Origin of the sequence: Niveibacterium terrae, assembly GCF_048213115.1 — a bacterium.
Classification (GTDB): Bacteria; Pseudomonadota; Gammaproteobacteria; order Burkholderiales; family Rhodocyclaceae; genus Niveibacterium; species Niveibacterium terrae.
This window is the reverse complement of the sequence record NZ_CP172404.1, coordinates 1,197,489-1,215,431: the sequence shown is the minus strand read 5'-3', so window position 1 is coordinate 1,215,431 and position 17,943 is coordinate 1,197,489. Positions and strand designations below refer to the sequence as shown.

Below are 17,943 nucleotides of genomic sequence, written 5' to 3'. Positions count from 1 at the left end.
CGTAGGGGCGGTCTGAAAGCAGCCCGTTCCGGGCCACACATTATGCCCCGCGATTATCACCGAAACCCCGGCATCAAGACTACTCTGCGCTGCTCGCGACCATCATCGCGGACGGGGCGACAGCCTGGGCGGCGACCTGCTCATAGCCGGCCAACGTGGAGCCCAGACACAAAACCGTTGCAACAACGGCAACAAAGGCAGCAAAGGCTTTTTCAGTCAGGTGGCGGGTGGTGGTTTTCATCGCAGCTTCCTTTCGACTCTAGCGGGCGCAGCCGGTGGCGAGGTGTCTTTCGCTGCTGCGTTGAGTCAAGAATGGCCTCGCCCTCCCCCCGCCGCGAGGTGGATGCGACGAAGCGAAGCACGGGCGGGCTGGAATGCCGGGAGGCGCGACAGAGCGGATCCGGCGCCCGCGCTCAAGGTATCATTGACGCCCCCCGCCCCTGATCCGCTGAAGCCCCCTCCCCGGACGGAGATGCCAGCGCGACAGAGCCACGCTCCGGGCCCCAAACCTCGCGGCTGCCGCTGCGCTCCGCGAACATAACAAGGAAAACCATGCTGATAGACGAAGCCGTCGTCCGCTCCATTGTCGTCCACGAGGTCGGCAATCCGCTCAAGGAAGAGCCACTGAAACTGGCCGAACAGTGTTTCTCGATCAACGCGGGCATCGCCGATCTGATCCTCGAAGGCTATCTGCGCGGCATCCTCGTCGAGCGCAACCTGCACCTGCTGACGCACAAGGACGACGCGAGCGCGAATCCGGTCGCCGAACTGATCAAGGACTTTTTCGCAGACAAGCTCGCCTTCATCGAGCTGTCGCAGAAGCTGGCCAGCCAGCTCTATGCCTCGACCCATCACGCGAGCATCGCTTCGGGCGATCTGTTCGTCGTGCATTTCGACAAGATCAAGACCGACGACGGAGAACGCTCGGCCATCGGCCTGTTCAAGTCCGAATCGCGCCAGCAGTACATCGCAGCGCTGGCCGACGGCGAGAGTTTCCGGCTGGAGACGGTCACCGGCATCAACCCCGGGCGCATCGACAAGGGTGCGCTGCTCATCGAAGGCTGGGACAGGGTCTATGCGCTGGACCGTTCGAGCAGCCGCAACAGCGCGAAATTCTGGCTGGAGGACTTCCTGGTCGCCAAGCAGATCCCCGACGAGAGGACGAAGTCGACGATCGCGGTCAATCTGGTCGAGGAAGTGCAGAAGAACATCGTCGATCCGGTCGAGCGCCAGGAGTTCGGCCATCAGGTGATGGCGCTGTGCGCCAGCCGGGAATCGGTCCAGGAATCGGAACTCAAGGAACTCTCCGAAAAATTCGTGCCGAGCGAAGTCTGGGAATCCGAGCTGGACCGGATCACCGACCAGAAAGGCCTGACCGAAGTCGAAGACATGGCCATCCCCGCGAAGAAGTTCGAGAAGAAGCTCAAGAAATCGCTGAACCGCGTCTCGCTGGGCAACGACATCGTGCTGGCGATCCCGAGCGATCTCTCGTTCGAAGGGGTCGAGTTCAAGACCGAGGACAAGACGATACACATCAGCATCGTGCTCGAGAACCGGGAAGCGTAGAGTCCTGCGCCGCGTCGGCAGAAAGGGAAGGCCGGGATCCCCGCAATCCCGGCGGGCCGGCCATCTCGTCAGTACTTGAAGTCCTTGACCAGCTCATCAAGATGGCGGGCAACCCGGTCGACTTCGTTGGCGGTATGGGCCGTGCTGCGCATCGCGGAACTGGTCTCCTCGACCATCTGCGCGACACTCTCGACCCGCTGGGCGATGCTGGTGCTGGCAGAGGACTGCTCGCGAGTCGCGTCGGCAACTTCTCCGATGTGCTCGAGGGTCTGCTGGGCACCATCGCTTATCTGCGCCAACGTCGAAGCCGCCGCGCGCGCCACCGCCTCCCCCTGCTCGACCAGCGGAAGGGCCGAGGCCATCACGCCCACGACTGCATGGGTTTCGGTCTGGACAGAGGAAATCATCTGCTCGATCTCGACCGTCGCGTTCGCGGTCCGCTCGGCCAGCTTGCGCACTTCGTCAGCAACGACCGCAAAGCCACGCCCTTGCTCTCCAGCCCGAGCCGCCTCGATCGCCGCATTGAGTGCAAGCAGGTTGGTCTGCCCGGCGATCTCACGGATCACAGCGGCAATATTCGAGATTTCTCTCGCCCGCGCATCGAGATCCTGGATCCTGCCCGTGGCCCGGGAAACCGCGGCCGCGATCGCCTGTATCGCAGCCGAGGCCGCCTCGACCTGGGTTGTCCCGTCCCCCGACAGGCTGGCTGCGCGCCTGGCTTCCTCGCCGGTCAGAGCCGCGCTGTCGGAGATGTGACTGATGCTGACCGTCAGCTCCTCCATCGCCGCGGCCATCGTGCTGGTCGCGTCAACCTGCTCCTGCGCGGCAAGCGAAACTTTCCCCGAATCGTCAGCGATCTGTCGGGCATTGACGCTCAGCATCGACGCGTCCGAGCCGAGCTTGCCCATCATCTGGCGCAGCGCGCCAATCATCTCGCCCAGCGCCGCCAGCATGCTCCCGGACGGAGCCGACTTCAGCGACACGGTCAAATCCCCGGCCGCCACCTGCTGCATCGTCATGATGGCTTGGCTTGGCTCGCCCCCAACCTGGCGCACGACCTCTCCTCCGATCCGCCAGGATACAAACCCGAGCAAGAGGATCGCAAACGCGGCGATCCCTCCCAGCAGCAGGGCCTGCGAACGAAACGCGGCATCGACGTCGTCGATGTAGATGCCCGTGCCGACCACCCAGCCCCATGGTTCGGATCGCGCGACATAGGACAGCTTGGGCACGGGTTCTTGCGAACCGGGCCGAGGGAACAGGTAATCGACGAACCCACCTCCGGACCGGGCAGCGCTATCCATCTCCATCGCGAACAGCTTGCCCTTCGCATCCCTGAGCCCGGCAACGCTGCTGCCTTCGGCTTCGGGCCGGGAGGGCTGGAGCACATAGGTGTGCGCAGAACTGATGATGAAGAAGTAGTCCTTGCCCGCATAGCGCGTCGCGCGCAGCGCGGCAATCGCTCCAGCCTGGGCCTGAGCCTCGCTCAAGCGCCCCGATCTCTGCAAAGCAACGAAGTAGTCGATGCTTCCTATCGCCACCTCGACCAGGTTTCGGGTCTTCACCCGGCGATCTTCGAGCAGGTTGGATCTCAGATTGAACAGCGAGTACGCACTAAGCAAAGCCAGCAGGAGCAGAGCCAGCGAACTCATCAGAGCCAGGCGCGCGCGAATTGTCGCATTCCGGAACGGTTTCATCGAAGTCTCCCAACTCGTCAGAAGACACACTGCGCTTGCGTCCCGAACCGAAGAATCCGGAGAGGAACAATTTTGATCGTAGCAGGCCGGCAATGCGCCGAAGCAGATAAGAGCTGCGGCGACACCGATGACGTCAGGCTGAATTTCGCGATTCGCCGCCCCCCGCGAAACTGCAAAGTCAGGATGAAATCGGCGGGACGTTCGCTGGCGCCCAGCAGTTATCATTCCCGATCGCCCCCCCCTGTCTCTTGAGAAACCAGAACGCATGCCCCCGAAGAACGAGCCCCGCTTCAAACCCCTGGGCATCACGCCCACCGATGAACAAGTCCGCATCCAGACCCATCATGCGCGACGCGTGATCGTGATGGCCAACGCGGGCTCGGCGAAGACGACAACGCTGGCGCTGCGGATCGCCGAATCGCTGGAGCGCGGCGTCAAACCCGAACAAGTCCTCGCGCTGACTTTCTCGGAGGAGGCGGCGAAGGTGCTGGCGAGCCGGCTCACCGAGATCGGCGTCCCGAGCCGGGTGGTCCGGCGCATCCGCGTCTCGACCTTTGCGGACTTTGCGCTCGAGACGCTCAAGCTCTTCGAGCCCGGCACGCCTCCGGTGCTCAGCTCATTCGAGGACATCGCGCCCCATATCCGCAGCGCGGTCAGCGCCGTTCAACAAAGGCTCGCCGAGGCCGGCCGCCCCAGCGATGACCTGCTTCCCGAGCACAACGCGCAGATCGCGGAGTTCATCAAACTCTGCCGGCGCCTCAAGTCCGAGCTCGTCGACACCGAGGAAGGCGTCGACGCGCTGGCCGAGCGACTGGACCTGCCACGCGCGCAGGTGCTCCTCTACAGCCGGCTCGAACTGTCCCGCAAGCCGGACGAGACGCAGTGGCGCATCCGCGAAGACGGCATCTTCGATCTGGTCGGCCTCTTGCGCGACGACGGCGCGGCGATGGACCGCCTGCCCTCGTTCCGGGTTCTGGTCGTCGACGAGCTGCAGGACATGAGCCCTGCCGTCTACGAACTGCTGGAACGGCTTCTCGACGAAGGGCAAAGCGGCGCGGGGAAATCGCTCTGCTACTTCGTCGGCGCGGGCGACTTCGATCAGGTCATCCACGGCTGGGCGGGCGCCAGCGTCGATTACATCAAGCAGCAGATCGGACAAGGCTGGCCGGGCGTCACGAGAGCCAGCCTGACCAAGACCTTCCGGCACGGGCCGCAGATGACGATGGCGGTCGGCTTCCAGAAGGGCAAGACCGTCGAATCGGGGCGCAGCGCGCCCGCGCTGATCCGCGAGCTGACTTATCCGCCCGGACAGCCCGAGGCGATAGGGCAACATGTCGTCGAGACGATCCTGAAGTGGCGAAAGATGGGACGCAGCACCCGGGAGTGCGCGATCCTGCTGCGCTCGCCCCACCAGTCCATCGTGATTGAGAACGCGCTGCTCGCGGCCGGAATCGGCGCACGCTTCGAGGGACTGGCGAGCTACCTGCGCCGTCCCGAGATCCTCTTTCTGCGCGGCGTCATCGCCTTCGCGCTGGACGATTACGAATCCATTCCCGGCGCCGATCTGCGCTACGCCACGCTCGAAGCGATCCTCCTCTGGCAGGAATTCCGCTGGTCGGAGGCGCGGCGGCGCGACCTGCGCACCGTCGCCGACGACCCCAGGTCCGGCCTGTTCCGGGACTTCCTGAACGGACAGCTGCTGCGCCCCCGGACGCGTGCCGACAGCCTGTCGGAGGGGCTGTCCGAGGAGGATGCGCGCGAGCGGGAAACGCGGCTGCTGGGCCTGATCGCCAGTCTGAAGCGCCAGGGGCGCAAGGAAGAGGCTGATCAGCTCGCCGAGAGCCTCGGCGATGACGCGGCAGCCGTCGAGGAGAGCAGCTCGCAGCGCCTCGCCCGACAGAGGCTGACGCGCACGCTCGAAGCCCTGCGCGCGGCCCCGGCCGATGCGCCCGCTTTCGATCTGCTCGGCGCGGCGGTGCAGAGCCTCGACATCGCCGGCGTCGCGCGCAGGATCTTCATCGATCCGGTCAATGCCGAGGTCGCGGAACGCTCGATCCGCGGCTTCATCGGGATGGCCCGCGCGATGCCACTGACGCTCCCCCTGTTCGCACAGTGGCTGCACGATCAGGAAGAGAAGCAGAGCCAGGTCAGGCGCGCCGATTCGGTGCTGATCTGCACGATCGACTCGGCGAAAGGCCAGGAATTCGAGAGCGTCATCGTCCCCTATCTGGAGGCCGGAGAGTTCCCGCTCCACCGGGTCGATGCCCGGGAGGAATCCAACCGCTTCTACGTCGCGATCACGCGGATGAAGGATGAGCTGAGCCTGATCCGTGCCGACTCGGCGATTGCCCATCCCTTCGTGTCCGCGATGCGCATCGACAAGGCGCTGACCCAGGGCCGGGGCGCGCTCGACAATGCCCCGGCAAGCCCGCAAGACTGGGCTGCCTTATAGTCCCCCCCTTCAGGAGAGCAAACACGATGAGCATTTCCAATGCCTTCCAGGTCTTCCTGGACGAAGCGCCCGAACACGCAAAAGCCTGGATGAGCGCGGTCCATGGCCTGGATCAGGCGAGCGCACTCGACAAGAAAACCGAAGAGCTCGCCTATCTTGCCGTGCTCGCCGCCCAGCGTCTGACTTCCGGCATCCCGTTTCATGTGCAGTCGGCCAAACGCCACGGCGCGAGCCGGGAAGAGATCATCGCCGCAGTGCTGATCGGCCTGCCCGCGGTCGGCAATGCGGTGATCCAGTCCCTGCCCGTCGCGCTCGAAGCCTTCGACGCAGCGCCGAACGGCGGGCTCTAGAGCTGCGCGGAGCGCTTCAAGCCGGCCCTGCGGCCCAGCTCAGCCCAGCAAGCCGTTCGCGGATGATCGCGGCCAACTGAGCGACCACCGGGTCGGGATCGGCGCGTGAGAAACCCAAGCAGAGACCGATGTCGGGCAGGTCCGGCAGCGTTTCGATGCAGCACAGCGCCGCGGGCTTGCCGGCCTCAGTGCGCACGGTGACGCCCAAGCCCGCCTGAACCGCGGCCCAGATCCCGTTGAGACTGCTGCTCGTGAAGGCGACACGCCAGGCGATGCCCGCCCGATCGAGCGCGTCGATCGCACAGCTGCGCATCAGGCATGGCGACTCGAAGACCACCAGAGGCAGAGGCTCTCCCCTCTGGCGATGCGTTGCGACCAGAAGCGGATCGCCGATCCAGCGCATCGGCAGGCGGCCGAGCGCCTGCGGATACGGCCCGGGAGTTCCGGCCTGCCAGCTCAGCACGAGGTCGAGGCGCGCCATAGCGAGCAGGTTCGCAAGTTCCTCGTTGCGCGCGATTCGCGCATCCACGGTCACCGCCGGATGCGTGCGCGCGAAACGTCCGAGCACCTCGCTCAGCAGCGCTTCTCCAAAGTCCTCCTGGAAGCCCACCCTCACCGAACCGACCAGCTGTGCTCCGCGCACCGCGAGCACCGCAGCGTCGTTGAGTTCCAGCAGCCGACGCGCATAGCTCAGCACGATCTCACCGGTCGCGGTCAGTGCCAGCCCCCGTCCCGATTTGCGCAGCACAGGCTGGCCGACCTGCTCTTCGAGTTTCTTGAGCTGGGCGCTGATCGCCGAGGTCGAGCGCCCCAGGCGGTCAGCTGCCCGCGCAAAACTTCCGAGTTCGACTCCGGTCGCAAAACTGCGCAGCACATCGATGTCGAGGTTCGTCACGCCCATAACCATCCCGTTTTTCAGAACATTTAATTAAAAACAATCTGATTTTCGGGATGATCTTGGGGCGCTAGGCTGTGGCTGTCAATTCACGGAGAACCGACATGACCCCGTCCCCCGCCTCTCGGCCCACCTTCGCCGCGGCGCCCAAGCTCGCACAGCTGACTCGCGAAGTGCTGTTCGGCGACATCTGGACACGCCCGATTCTGACTCCGCGCGAGCGCAGCCTGATCACCGTCGCCGCACTCGTCGCGCTCTGCCGCAGCGAGCAGTTGCCGATCCACTTCGCCAAGGCACTCGAGAACGGCGTCAGCCGCGAAGAGCTGATCGAGGCGATCACTCACCTCGCCTTCTACTCGGGTTGGCCGAGCGCCCACACCGCGATCGGACAGCTCGATGGACTTGACGGCTCAAAGCCGTGCGCCGACAAGGAGGGGCTCTGACATGCCGGTCTCTCATCTGTCCCTGCGCAGGGGCCACTCCGAGGCCTATCTCGACGCGATATCGGAGAGCCTGCACCAGGCGCTGGTCGAAGCCTTCGAAGTGCCCCCTGACGACCGCTTCCAGATCATCCACCAGCTCGATGGCCACGCGATGCGCTTTGACAGGCACTACCTCGCCGGCCCACGCAGCGAGGACTGGCTGCTGATCGAGATCACCGCGGGCCGCCCCCGCAGCGAAGCGACCAAGCGCAGCTTCTACCGCCGCCTCACCGAGCGTCTGCAAAGCGCTCCCGGCATCGCTGCGGGCGATGTGATGGTCGTGATCCACTTCAACGAGGCTGCGGACTGGTCATTCGGTTCCGGCCTCGCCACGCTGCTCGATTGAAAGGACGGCGATGCTCGCGATGCAATACAGCTTCACCCTCCCCGCCGACTACGACATGGCCCTGATCCGCGAACGAATCGCCAGCAAAGGGGCCTTGATGGACGGCTTTCCCGGCCTCGCCTTCAAGGCCTACCTGCACACGGAAATCGGCGACCCGACCCATGCGGCCAGCGAAAACCGCTACGCCCCCTTCTACCTCTGGCGGGACAACGACGGAATGAACCGCTTTCTCGCCAGTCCAGGCTTCGCCGCGCTGGTCCGCCAATTCGGTTGGCCAAGCATCCGTCTCTGGTCGGTCTGGGCCCTGAACCGCGCAGAGGATCTCTCCTCAGCCCGCTGGGCGACCCGGGAGATCCTTCCCGCCGCCGCCCACACCGATCTTGCCCGTCTCCGTGACCAGGAGAGGGCGCTCTGCGAGGCACGGATGCGCACCCCCGGTTCACTCGCCGCGCTGAGCGGCTTCGAACCGACGCACTGGCAGGGCGTACGCCTGCAACTCTGGCAAGCGCGCCCTGTGGAACTCGCCGACGGGCAGATCCTGTTCGCCGTGGGGCACCTCTCTCCGGGGACGGTCGGAGAAAGCCAAGCCTGAGGCCGAAAACGGATCGCGAAGCTCGCCCGGGAGTCCCGTCTCCCGGGCTTCCCTGATTACCGGCTGTCTTTGTCGGTCCGGTACTTGCGGATCTCGGTCTGCATCTGGTGGGACAGTCCGGCCAGCTGTTCGGCCAGAGCTGCCGAAGCCGAAGCTTCCTGGGCGTTCTCGTCGGCCCCCACCGCCACCCGCTCCACCTGCTGCGCGATGTCGGTGCAGGCGAGGCTCTGTTCGCGGATCGAACCGGAGATCTCGGCGACCACGTCGGCGCTGCGCCGGGAATCGCTGACGATCTGCGTGACCGCTCCCTGCGCGGCATTGGCGCGCTCGACCCCTTCGCCGACCGACTCGGTAGCCTCATCCATCCGCGTTGCCGCGCGCAACGAACTCGCCTGCATCTCGGCGATGATCGTCGCGATCTCCTGAGTCGAGTTGGCCGTGCGCTCGGCGAGCTTCCTGACCTCGTCCGCGACGACCGCAAAACCGCGCCCCTGCTCGCCTGCCCGGGCGGCCTCGATCGCCGCGTTGAGCGCGAGCAGATTGGTCTGATCGGCCACCTCGCGGATCACGCTGACCACACTGTCGACTTTTTCACTGCTCTGCTTGAGCACCTCGATGTCCGAAGTCGCCACCCTCACCACCTCGGCAACGCGATGGATGCTCTCGACGCTCTCCTCGATGATCTTCTTGCCCGACTGGGCCGAAGCGCCGGTCTCCGCAGCGAGTTCGGCCGCCTGTGCGGCCTGGTCGGCGACGTGGTTGATGCTGACCGTGATCTCTTCGACCGCAGCGGCGATCCGCTCCGACGATTCGCTCTGCAGCGTTGAACTTTCCCTGGCCTTCGCCGAAGACGCCGACATGTCATCGGCGACGCGGCTCACCTGCCCCGTGCCCTGGAGCATCTCCTTCATCGTCTGCTGCATTCTGGCGGTCAGCGAATTGAAGGCTTCGAGCAGCTCGCCGATCTCGTCCCGCTCGCGCACCGGAGCACGAATCGTGAAGTCGAGATCCTTCTCTATCCTGACGACGGCATCGCGCGCCTCGGTGACGCTGACCACCATGCGACGCCGGATCAGCAGACCGAAAACCACCAGCAAGCCACCACCGATCAGCAGGATCAGGATCTGTTCCCAGACTGCCCGGGTGAAGCTCTGCTGCGCCTCGGCCTGCGACTTCGCGGCCACCTCGGTCTTGTACTGGATGTGCTTGACCAGCGTGTCCTGCAGCCCGTTGGCGACCGGACGCAGTTTCTGCAGATAGACTTCGCGCGCCGCTTCCAGGTTTCCCGTTCCCGCGACCTGAACCAGCTCGTTCTTCAACGCGGTCGCCTTGACCAGCGCCTCGCGTTCGCTGTTCCAGAAACCGCGGTCGGAGTCGTCTATCGCAAGGCTCTGATAGGCGGCCACGCCGTCGGCGAAATCCGCCCAGTTCGTTCCCAGAGTCTTCTCGCGCGACGCGGCTTCTTCGGGCGTCTGGGCTGAGACCCGGTAGGCGATGTCTATCCTCGCCTTGTAGAAGGAACTCATCGAGTCGTGCAGCCTGACCAGGGCCGGCACCGTGTTGCTGTTGACGGCATCGAGCCGGGCCTGAATCGAGGAGATCTGCGTGAACGAGAGTCCTCCGATCAGAACCATCCCCGTGACGCCCATACCGACGAGCAACAACAGCCTCTTCTCTATGCGCATGATTCCCTCGCCCGGAGCAGCCCAAAAGCCACCTGCGCCACCGGGGCAGACAGGGGGCAACGGGCATCAATGAAGAACATCGGTATCAGTGAGCTTAGACGACTCCGCCCCCCGTTTCAGGGCAAGAACCCTGGCACCTCACTTCCCGGCGAAGGCGAGGTCCACGCCCAGGCCGGCAAAACTGGCGGCGAAGCTGCGCCTGAGCCAGCGCTGGACGCGCGGCGACTCGATGACCGCCCGCCGGAAAGCGTGAGCGAGCAGACCGTAGGCGACGAAAACAATGAAGGTCATGGCCATGAAGACCGCGCTCAGCAGCAGAAGCTGCAAGAGCGGTGCGCCCGCTCCGGGGCGGACAAACTGGGGCAGAAAAGCCAGGAAGAACAGGGTCAGCTTGGGGTTCAGGATGTTCAGCAGCAGCGCCTTGATGGCAATCGCAGCCGCCGAACTCGCCGCGGGCGCGTCGTCGATCGCGAACGCAGCCTCGTCACGCCAGGTCGCGACCGCCACATAGAGCAGGTAGGCGACGCCGGCGACTTTCAGGACCTCAAAGGCGAGCGCGCTCGAGTGCATCAGCGCAGCCAGGCCCAGGATCGTCGCGAGCAGATGCGGGAGGATGCCGGCGGTGCAGCCCAGAGAAGCGAAAACACTCGCCCGCCGGCCCCGGGCGAGTCCGGTCGAAACCGTGTAGATGACTCCGGTGCCGGGGATCAGCGCCACGACCAGCGACGTGATCAGGAATTCGGGACTCAGCATGGAACAGGCTCCTTTGGCTGACCATGATAAGCCTTCCGGCTGGTAGCCATTCCGCGAGCAGGATCTCCAGCCCGGCCGGGTATACGGAATATTTCAGTGAGTTCCGCGACGGGCATTCCGGAAAACGTTTTCCTGAAACCTCATTGTCCCCTCCTGTGCCGGATGTCACGGCGATCGCCGGCAGCGGATGGCCAGAAGATCCGGAGCCTGACTAGGCTGTCGCCCTGCAGCGATCACCCAATCCGCACAATGAGGAATTTCTCGTGAAAATGCTCGTCACCAGCATCGCGCTCGCCCTCTCCAGCCTGAGCGCCCAGGCCGCCCCCGTCGTCGGAACCCTGAACGGAAGCACAGAGGCTCCGCAGTGGGAATACCGCGGTTCCAGCAACGAATGGTTCAGCCGTTACAGTTCCTTGATCTCGTCCTCGCAACTGCAAGCGTTCAAGAACCAGCCCACGGTCAATACCGATCTCTTCGCGACGAGGACGACGGTCAGGGTCAGCTATCTTGGAACCGGCGCGGCCCGGGACTCGAACCTGTTTCTCGCCGGAACGGGAAGCTTCAACACCTCTTCGTTCTGGAATCCGGTCTACGCCAGCGGCGGCACGAACAACCGCTCGATCTACGACCCGGTGAACAGCGGCAATCTGCTCTTCAACACCCGCGCCGGCTGCAGCTACCAACAGGCGAAGAGGGGCAACAGCTGCCTGATTTCCGAGCTCGGTCTGTCACGCGAGATCAGCGGCCTCACAACCGGCGAAGAGCTGGTCTTCGGACTGCAGGCCCTCCCGCTCGTCTTTGACGGGATCAACATCCCGAACACCCATTACTTTTTTGCCGGAGCAGCGAACAACAACCGCGACGCAAAGGGTTGGGACGACGGCAGCCTGCACGCGAAGCTGCTCGATCTGGGGGACGAGAAAATCCTGGTCGGCTTCGAGGACACCTGGCTGGGAGCCGGGTCGAGCAGCGACCGCGACTACAACGACATGATCTTCCTGTTCGAAGGCGTGTCGAACAAACCCGACAAGATCCCCGAACCGGCCGGCCTCGCGCTTCTTCTCGGGGGCCTCGGCCTGCTGGGCGCGACGCGCGTCAAATCCCGCCGGCGCTGAGCGCACCGTCAGGGCGCGGGATCCTCGGCGGAAAAGCGGAGGATCTCCCGCCCCTGCGCGTCGGAGAGGCTCAACACGCCCTTCTCCGCGCGCCAGTGCACGACGCGCGCGAGCGCCGCCAAAAAACGCTTCTCGTCCGCGCCGCCCGAGAGGCAGGCCATCATCGTCGTCGCGACGGGCCCGAAACGCACCACCGATCCTTCGAGCCTGTAGCTTCCCATCAAGCGGTTGCAGCCGCCCGAGCCGCTCAGGCGGCCTTGGCCATCGATCACGAGATGAGGTGCGTTGCGCCCTTCGCGCGCTTCGAGCGGCTTCGCGTCGATCGCGCGCAAGTTCCAGCGCGTCGCGAACAGCCCGGCGCCGGCCTGCACCGCAGACTGCGCTGATTCGTGCGCGGCAAGAGGCGGTGCAAAGCTCAGCAAAAGACCGATCAGGGCGACCTCGGCAAGAGGGTTCAGACGATTCATCCCGACTCCCGGATGCGGATTGAACATCCCTACAGTCTTGACTTTTCCGCCGCAAAAGAGGTGTTCATCGGGCTGCCTATTTTCGTCGCAACGTGATCCATTCCCTGCATCAACAGGGTCTGCTCGCGCTTATCCCCCGAGTCGCGCACAGGCTTATCCACAGATGCTGTGGATAGTCCCGCCAGAGAGCCTGACATCTCCTGCTTGCATCGCGTCAGCGGGCAGGAGAAGATCGGTTTCCTTTCAGGATGCCGCGATGACGCTGAAACTGAAGCCTGAAGTGCGGGCCGCCGCGATCGAATCGCTGCGCCGCTACAGCGACGAGAATTTCGAGGAGGGGCTGGGCACGCTGCAGGCCGGCGCCCTCGTCGATTTCTTCGTCGAGGAGATTGCTCCTCACGTCTATAACCAGGCCATCGCGGATGCCCAGACGCGCCTCGCCGCGCGCGTCGCGGACCTGGACATCGAATGCTTCGAAGAAGCCGGCGCCTACTGGGCGCGGCGCAAATCCCGCTGAGCCGCACGCGAATCGATACGGATCAAGCTCTGTGGCCTCGTTCGGCGCGAATATTCCCCCTTCTCCCCCTCGGAGCACCTCATGCCCGGCACAAACCTTTTTCTCGTGCAGGTTGTCGACTCGCGACACGAATCGGAGGTGATGTCGGCGGTCACTGTCGCCGTGAGCCCGCGCGAAGCGGCACGCCAGGTCTGCTCGGCGCGCTTCGGGAAATGGACCGATGCGGATCTGGTGCGGGTGCGCTCGGTCAGCGGCAAGCTCAGCGAGGACTTCGCATTCGGGTCCGTCGCACCCGACGACTGAAGCCCCTTCCTGACACGGTCCGGGCAGCGATTCCCTTTTTGTCGGATAATGGCGGGCTCACTTCGCCGCACTCCGGGCGAAACTGCCCTGAAACCATCGAGAGAACACCATGGCCATCAGTCGCCCTCTTCCCGCATTTTCTCCGTTCACCGGCGCGATCCGCGCCCTGGCCATCGACGCCGTCCAGAAGGCCAACTCCGGACACCCGGGCATGCCTATGGGCATGGCGGAAATCGCGGAAGTGCTGTGGCGCCACCACCTGAACCACAACCCGGCCAACCCGAAATGGTCCGATCGCGACCGCTTCGTGCTGTCCAACGGCCACGGCTCGATGCTGATCTATGCGCTGCTGCACCTGACCGGCTACGACGTCTCGATCGATGACCTGAAGAACTTCCGCCAGTTCCGCTCGCGCACTCCGGGTCACCCCGAAGTGGGCCACACTCCGGGCATCGAGACGACGACCGGGCCTCTGGGCCAGGGCATCACGAACGCGGTCGGTTTCGCACTGGCCGAGAAGCTGCTCGCCGGCGAGTTCAACCGCCCGGGCCACACGATCGTCGATCACCACACCTATGTCTTCCTCGGCGACGGCTGCCTGATGGAAGGCGTGTCGCACGAAGCGGCTTCGCTGGCCGGGACCTGGGGTCTTGGCAAGCTGATCGCGTACTACGACGACAACGGTATCTCGATCGACGGCCACGTCGAGGGCTGGTTCACCGACGACACGAAGGGCCGCTTCGAGGCCTATGGCTGGAACGTGATCGGACCGATCGACGGCCACGACGCCGCGGCGATCGACGCCGCTACCGTCGCCGCAAAGGCGCAGAGCGAAAAACCGACTCTGATCATCTGCAAGACCGTGATCGGGATGGGTTCGCCGAACAAGGCCGACAGTCACGATTCGCACGGCGCGCCGCTCGGCGCCGCCGAAATCGAGGCGGTTCGCGAAACGATTGGCTGGAAGCACGCGCCCTTCGAGATCCCGGCCGACATCTACGCGGGCTGGAACGCGAAGGAAGCCGGCGCTGCGCGTGAAGCCGCATGGAATGACCGCTTTGCCGCCTACCGCGCCACCTTCCCTGAACTGGCCGCCGAATTCGAGCGCCGCATGAAGGGTGAGCTGCCCGGCGACTGGCAGGCGCAGCGCGACGCCGCGATCGCGAAGATCATCGCGAAGGGCGAGACGATCGCCTCCCGCAAGGCGAGCCAGAACGCGATCGAAGCCTTCGCGCCGGCCCTGCCTGAACTCTTGGGCGGCTCGGCCGACCTCGCAAGTTCGAACCTGACCCGCTGGTCCGGCTCGAAGACGATCACAAAGACTTCGGGTGGCAATTACCTGTGCTACGGCGTGCGCGAATTCGGCATGACAGCGATCGCCAACGGCCTCGCGCTGCACGGCGGCTTCATCCCCTACACGGCCACTTTCCTGGTCTTCTCGGACTACGCGCGCAACGCGATCCGGATGGCCGCGCTGATGAAGCAGCGCCAGATCATGGTCTATACGCACGATTCGATCGGCCTGGGCGAGGACGGTCCGACCCACCAGCCGATCGAGCAGATCGCGAGCCTGAGGCTGATCCCGAACCTCGACGTCTGGCGCCCTGCCGACACGGTCGAGACGGCCCAGGCCTGGGCCAACGGCCTCGAACGCCAGGACGGTCCGACCCTGCTCGCGCTCTCGCGCCAGAACCTGCCCTTCTCGCCGCGCAGCGACGAGCAGCTCGCCGACATCCGCCGCGGCGGCTATGTGCTCACGGACGCCGATGGCGCGAAAGCTGTGCTGATCGCGACCGGCTCCGAAGTCGGTCTGGCGCTCGAAGCGCAGAAGCTGCTGGCCGCAGCCGGCATCCCGGTGCGCGTCGTCTCGATGCCCTGCACGAACCTTTTCGATCGTCAGGACCAGGCTTACCGGGACAGCGTGCTGCCGGCCGGATTGCCCAAAGTCGCGATCGAGGCGGGCGTCACCGGCAACTGGTATCGCTACGTCGGCGGCAAGGGCACCGTCATCGGCATCGACCGTTTCGGCGAGTCGGCGCCGGCGGGCGAACTCTTCAAGTTTTTCGGGCTCACCCCGGATTACGTCAAGAAGGCGGTCGAGGAATTAGTATAAAATTCGACCGTTTTTCGTGCTGCACCAGGTTCTCCCCCGACCAGGTGATTCTCGCGCATCGCGCGGCACGCTCAGGTGGATAGCGAGATTGACCCTCTTATCTCTATCAGGAGTGAAACAATGACCATCAAGGTTGGTATCAACGGGTTTGGCCGCATTGGCCGTATGGTGTTCCGCGCTGCCGTGGAAAACTTTTCCGACATCGAAGTCGTCGGCATCAACGACCTGCTTGACCCTGAATATCTCGCCTACATGCTCCAGTACGACTCCGTGCATGGCCGCTTCCAGGGCGAAGTGAAGGTCGAAGGCAACACTCTGGTCGTCAATGGCAAGAAGATTCGTCTGACCGCCGTCAAGGATCCCGCTGAACTGAAGTGGGGCGAAATCGGCGCCGACATCGTCGTCGAATCGACCGGCCTGTTCCTGACCAAGGAAACCTGCCAGAAGCACATCGCCGCCGGCGCCAAGAAGGTCGTCCAGAGCGCTCCGTCGAAGGACGACACCCCGATGTTCGTCTACGGCGTGAACCACAAGACCTACGCTGGCCAGACCATCATCTCGAACGCTTCGTGCACGACCAACTGCCTGGCTCCTCTGGCCAAGGTCATCAACGACAAGTTCGGCATCAAGCGCGGCCTGATGACCACGGTGCACGCTGCCACCGCGACCCAGAAGACCGTCGACGGCCCGTCCAACAAGGATTGGCGCGGTGGTCGTGGCATCCTCGAGAACATCATCCCGTCCTCGACCGGTGCTGCCAAGGCTGTGGGCGTTGTGATCCCCGAGCTGAACAAGAAGCTGACCGGCATGTCCTTCCGCGTTCCGACCTCCGACGTTTCCGTCGTCGATCTGACCTGCGAACTGAACACTTCCGCGACCTACGAAGAGATCAAGGCTGCGGTCAAGGCTGCTGCTGAAGGCGAGATGAAGGGCGTTCTCGGCTACACCGAAGACAAGGTCGTCTCGACCGACTTCCGCGGTGAATCCTGCACCTCGGTGTTCGATGCCGAAGCCGGTATCGCGCTGGACGGCACCTTCGTCAAGCTCGTGTCCTGGTACGACAACGAATGGGGCTATTCCAACAAGGTTCTGGAAATGGTCCGCGTCATCGCCAAGTAATTGGTCTGAAGCATGACAGGCACGGGGGCCGTGGCGAACGCTGCGTCCTCCGTGCTTTTTTCTGGTTTTCGCCTCGACTGACCGAGGCCTGTTTGCGATTGCGCAATACGCAATGGCGCACGGATGGGCATACTTCCCCGTCCCGGCCAGCCCGGATTGTGGAATACCGATGGGCTCCGGATATTCACCCCTTGGAATCGAGAAAACAGCCATGCAATTCAAGAAACTCTCTGAACTGGATCTTGCCGGCAAGCGCGTTTTCATCCGTGCCGACTTCAACGTCCCCCAGGATGACGCCGGAAAAATCACCGACGACACCCGCATCCGCGCTTCGCTGGCCGGCATCAAACTGGCCCTCGAAAAGGGCGCAGGTGTCATGGTGACCTCTCACCTCGGTCGTCCGACCGAAGGCGAGTTCAAACCCCAGGATTCCCTGGCTCCGGTCGCTCAACGCCTCGCCGAGCTGCTCGGCAAGCCGGTTCGTCTGGTTCAGAACTGGATTGATGGCGGTTTTGAAGTCAAGGCGGGTGACGTGGTCGTGCTCGAGAATTGCCGCGTCAACAAAGGCGAAAAGAAGAACAACGAAGAGCTGGCCGCGAAGATGGCCCGCCTGTTCGATGTCTATGCGAACGATGCTTTCGGCACCTCGCACCGCGCCGAAGCGACGACCCACGCGCTCGCGCTGGCCGCTCCGGTTGCCTGCGCAGGCCCGCTGCTCGCCGCTGAACTCGACGCTCTGGGCCGCGCCCTGGGCGCTCCGGCTCATCCGCTCGTCGCGATCGTCGCCGGTTCCAAGGTTTCGACCAAGCTGACCATTCTCGACAGCCTCGCCGACAAGGTGGATCAGCTGATCGTCGGCGGCGGCATCGCGAACACCTTCCTCGCTGCAGCCGGCCTGCCGATCGGCAAGTCGCTCGCCGAAGCCGACCTGATTCCCGAAGCGAAGCGGATCATCGAAAAGATGGCCGCCCGCGGCGCCTCGGTGCCGATTCCGGTCGACGTCGTCGTCGCGAAGGAATTCTCGGCCACCGCGACCGCGACGATCAAGGACGCGAAGGACGTCGCCGAAGACGAGATGATTCTCGACATCGGCCCGAAGACCGCCGCCCTGCTCGCCGAGCAGCTCAAAGTTGCCGGCACCGTGGTCTGGAACGGCCCGGTCGGCGTCTTCGAGTTCGACCAGTTCGCCGAAGGCACGAAGACGATCGCCGAAGCGATCGCCAGCTCGTCCGCCTTCTCGATCGCGGGAGGTGGCGACACCGTCGCGGCGATTTCGAAATTCGGAATCTCCGACAAGGTCAGCTACATTTCGACGGGTGGCGGCGCTTTCCTTGAGTTCCTCGAAGGCAAAACCCTGCCGGCCGTCGACGCGCTCTCTCAGCGCGCAGACAACTGAGCAATCAACCGCGGCGAAGGTGAAAGCCCTCGCCGCACAACAACGTGACCGCTAAAAAAACGCAGTCTTCCCCAATACCGGCGAAAGCCGCCCAG

The 17,943-nt window shown here is 64.2% G+C and carries 18 protein-coding genes; 12 read left to right on the top strand and 6 right to left on the bottom strand.

What is annotated here, in order from left to right; translation table 11 throughout:
- Positions 1 to 79: 79 nt before the first annotated feature.
- Entirely contained in the window at positions 80 to 241 is a 162-nt protein-coding gene (locus ACHFB9_RS05460; protein WP_417070030.1) for a hypothetical protein, read from the bottom strand.
- Positions 242 to 552: 311 nt separating this feature from the next.
- On the opposite strand from ACHFB9_RS05460, the gene ACHFB9_RS05455 reads away from it, so the two are divergent.
- A complete protein-coding gene (locus ACHFB9_RS05455) occupies positions 553 to 1,566 on the top strand; it encodes a nucleoid-associated protein (RefSeq protein ID WP_417070028.1) in 1,014 nt (337 codons plus the stop codon).
- A gap of 68 nt (positions 1,567 to 1,634) precedes the next feature.
- On the opposite strand, the gene ACHFB9_RS05450 is transcribed toward ACHFB9_RS05455, so the two are convergent.
- Positions 1,635 to 3,263 (bottom strand): methyl-accepting chemotaxis protein, encoded by a 1,629-nt coding sequence (locus ACHFB9_RS05450; protein ID WP_417070026.1) that lies wholly within the window; start codon positions 3,261 to 3,263, stop codon positions 1,635 to 1,637.
- 265 nt (positions 3,264 to 3,528) lie between these two features.
- Between ACHFB9_RS05450 and ACHFB9_RS05445 the strand changes: the two genes are divergently transcribed.
- Together ACHFB9_RS05445 and ACHFB9_RS05440 are read left to right on the top strand one after the other, a co-directional pair.
- Positions 3,529 to 5,715: a UvrD-helicase domain-containing protein gene (locus ACHFB9_RS05445; protein WP_417070024.1), complete on the top strand. Its 2,187-nt coding sequence runs from the start codon at positions 3,529 to 3,531 to the stop codon at positions 5,713 to 5,715.
- Between the two features lie 26 nt (positions 5,716 to 5,741).
- Positions 5,742 to 6,065, top strand: coding sequence for a carboxymuconolactone decarboxylase family protein (locus ACHFB9_RS05440; RefSeq protein WP_417070022.1), 324 nt, complete (start codon positions 5,742 to 5,744; stop codon positions 6,063 to 6,065).
- 16 nt (positions 6,066 to 6,081) lie between these two features.
- Here the strand turns inward: ACHFB9_RS05440 and ACHFB9_RS05435 are convergent, their stop codons facing one another.
- Entirely contained in the window at positions 6,082 to 6,972 is an 891-nt protein-coding gene (locus tag ACHFB9_RS05435; RefSeq protein ID WP_417070021.1) for a LysR substrate-binding domain-containing protein, read from the bottom strand.
- 92 nt (positions 6,973 to 7,064) lie between these two features.
- Here ACHFB9_RS05435 and ACHFB9_RS05430 point away from each other — a divergent pair, with 92 nt between their 5' ends.
- From ACHFB9_RS05430 to ACHFB9_RS05420, 3 genes are read left to right on the top strand one after another with little or no spacing between them, the layout of a single operon-like run.
- Complete coding sequence (locus ACHFB9_RS05430; protein WP_417070019.1) at positions 7,065 to 7,403, top strand: carboxymuconolactone decarboxylase family protein; 339 nt, start codon at positions 7,065 to 7,067, stop codon at positions 7,401 to 7,403.
- A 1-nt stretch (position 7,404) separates the two neighbouring features.
- Positions 7,405 to 7,788, top strand: a complete 384-nt coding sequence (locus ACHFB9_RS05425; protein WP_417070017.1) for a tautomerase family protein — start codon at positions 7,405 to 7,407, stop codon at positions 7,786 to 7,788.
- Positions 7,789 to 7,798: 10 nt separating this feature from the next.
- On the top strand, positions 7,799 to 8,380 hold the full coding sequence (locus tag ACHFB9_RS05420) for a DUF4865 family protein (RefSeq protein ID WP_417070015.1): 582 nt from the start codon (positions 7,799 to 7,801) through the stop codon (positions 8,378 to 8,380).
- A gap of 56 nt (positions 8,381 to 8,436) precedes the next feature.
- Here ACHFB9_RS05420 and ACHFB9_RS05415 read toward each other — a convergent pair whose 3' ends face one another.
- Positions 8,437 to 10,065 carry a methyl-accepting chemotaxis protein gene (locus ACHFB9_RS05415; protein ID WP_417070013.1) on the bottom strand — a complete coding sequence of 543 codons (1,629 nt, stop codon included), beginning with the start codon at positions 10,063 to 10,065 and terminating at the stop codon, positions 8,437 to 8,439.
- 138 nt (positions 10,066 to 10,203) lie between these two features.
- Entirely contained in the window at positions 10,204 to 10,818 is a 615-nt protein-coding gene (locus ACHFB9_RS05410; protein WP_417070011.1) for a LysE family translocator, read from the bottom strand.
- A 269-nt stretch (positions 10,819 to 11,087) separates the two neighbouring features.
- Here ACHFB9_RS05410 and ACHFB9_RS05405 point away from each other — a divergent pair, with 269 nt between their 5' ends.
- Positions 11,088 to 11,933 (top strand): DUF4114 domain-containing protein, encoded by an 846-nt coding sequence (locus ACHFB9_RS05405; protein ID WP_417071340.1) that lies wholly within the window; start codon positions 11,088 to 11,090, stop codon positions 11,931 to 11,933.
- A gap of 8 nt (positions 11,934 to 11,941) precedes the next feature.
- Here the strand turns inward: ACHFB9_RS05405 and ACHFB9_RS05400 are convergent, their stop codons facing one another.
- Positions 11,942 to 12,400, bottom strand: a complete 459-nt coding sequence (locus ACHFB9_RS05400; protein ID WP_417070010.1) for an META domain-containing protein — start codon at positions 12,398 to 12,400, stop codon at positions 11,942 to 11,944.
- 256 nt (positions 12,401 to 12,656) lie between these two features.
- Here ACHFB9_RS05400 and ACHFB9_RS05395 point away from each other — a divergent pair, with 256 nt between their 5' ends.
- The 5 genes from ACHFB9_RS05395 to ACHFB9_RS05375 all read left to right on the top strand — a co-directional run bounded on the left by ACHFB9_RS05395 (position 12,657) and on the right by ACHFB9_RS05375 (position 17,848).
- On the top strand, positions 12,657 to 12,917 hold the full coding sequence (locus ACHFB9_RS05395; RefSeq protein WP_417070008.1) for a DUF2164 domain-containing protein: 261 nt from the start codon (positions 12,657 to 12,659) through the stop codon (positions 12,915 to 12,917).
- Positions 12,918 to 12,998: 81 nt separating this feature from the next.
- Positions 12,999 to 13,220, top strand: a complete 222-nt coding sequence (locus tag ACHFB9_RS05390) for a hypothetical protein (protein WP_417070006.1) — start codon at positions 12,999 to 13,001, stop codon at positions 13,218 to 13,220.
- A 109-nt stretch (positions 13,221 to 13,329) separates the two neighbouring features.
- Complete coding sequence (tkt, locus tag ACHFB9_RS05385) at positions 13,330 to 15,333, top strand: transketolase (RefSeq protein WP_417070004.1); 2,004 nt, start codon at positions 13,330 to 13,332, stop codon at positions 15,331 to 15,333.
- Between the two features lie 120 nt (positions 15,334 to 15,453).
- Positions 15,454 to 16,452, top strand: coding sequence for a type I glyceraldehyde-3-phosphate dehydrogenase (gap, locus tag ACHFB9_RS05380; RefSeq protein ID WP_417070002.1), 999 nt, complete (start codon positions 15,454 to 15,456; stop codon positions 16,450 to 16,452).
- A 211-nt stretch (positions 16,453 to 16,663) separates the two neighbouring features.
- Entirely contained in the window at positions 16,664 to 17,848 is a 1,185-nt protein-coding gene (locus ACHFB9_RS05375) for a phosphoglycerate kinase (RefSeq protein WP_417070000.1), read from the top strand.
- The last annotated feature ends 95 nt before the right edge of the window (positions 17,849 to 17,943 follow it).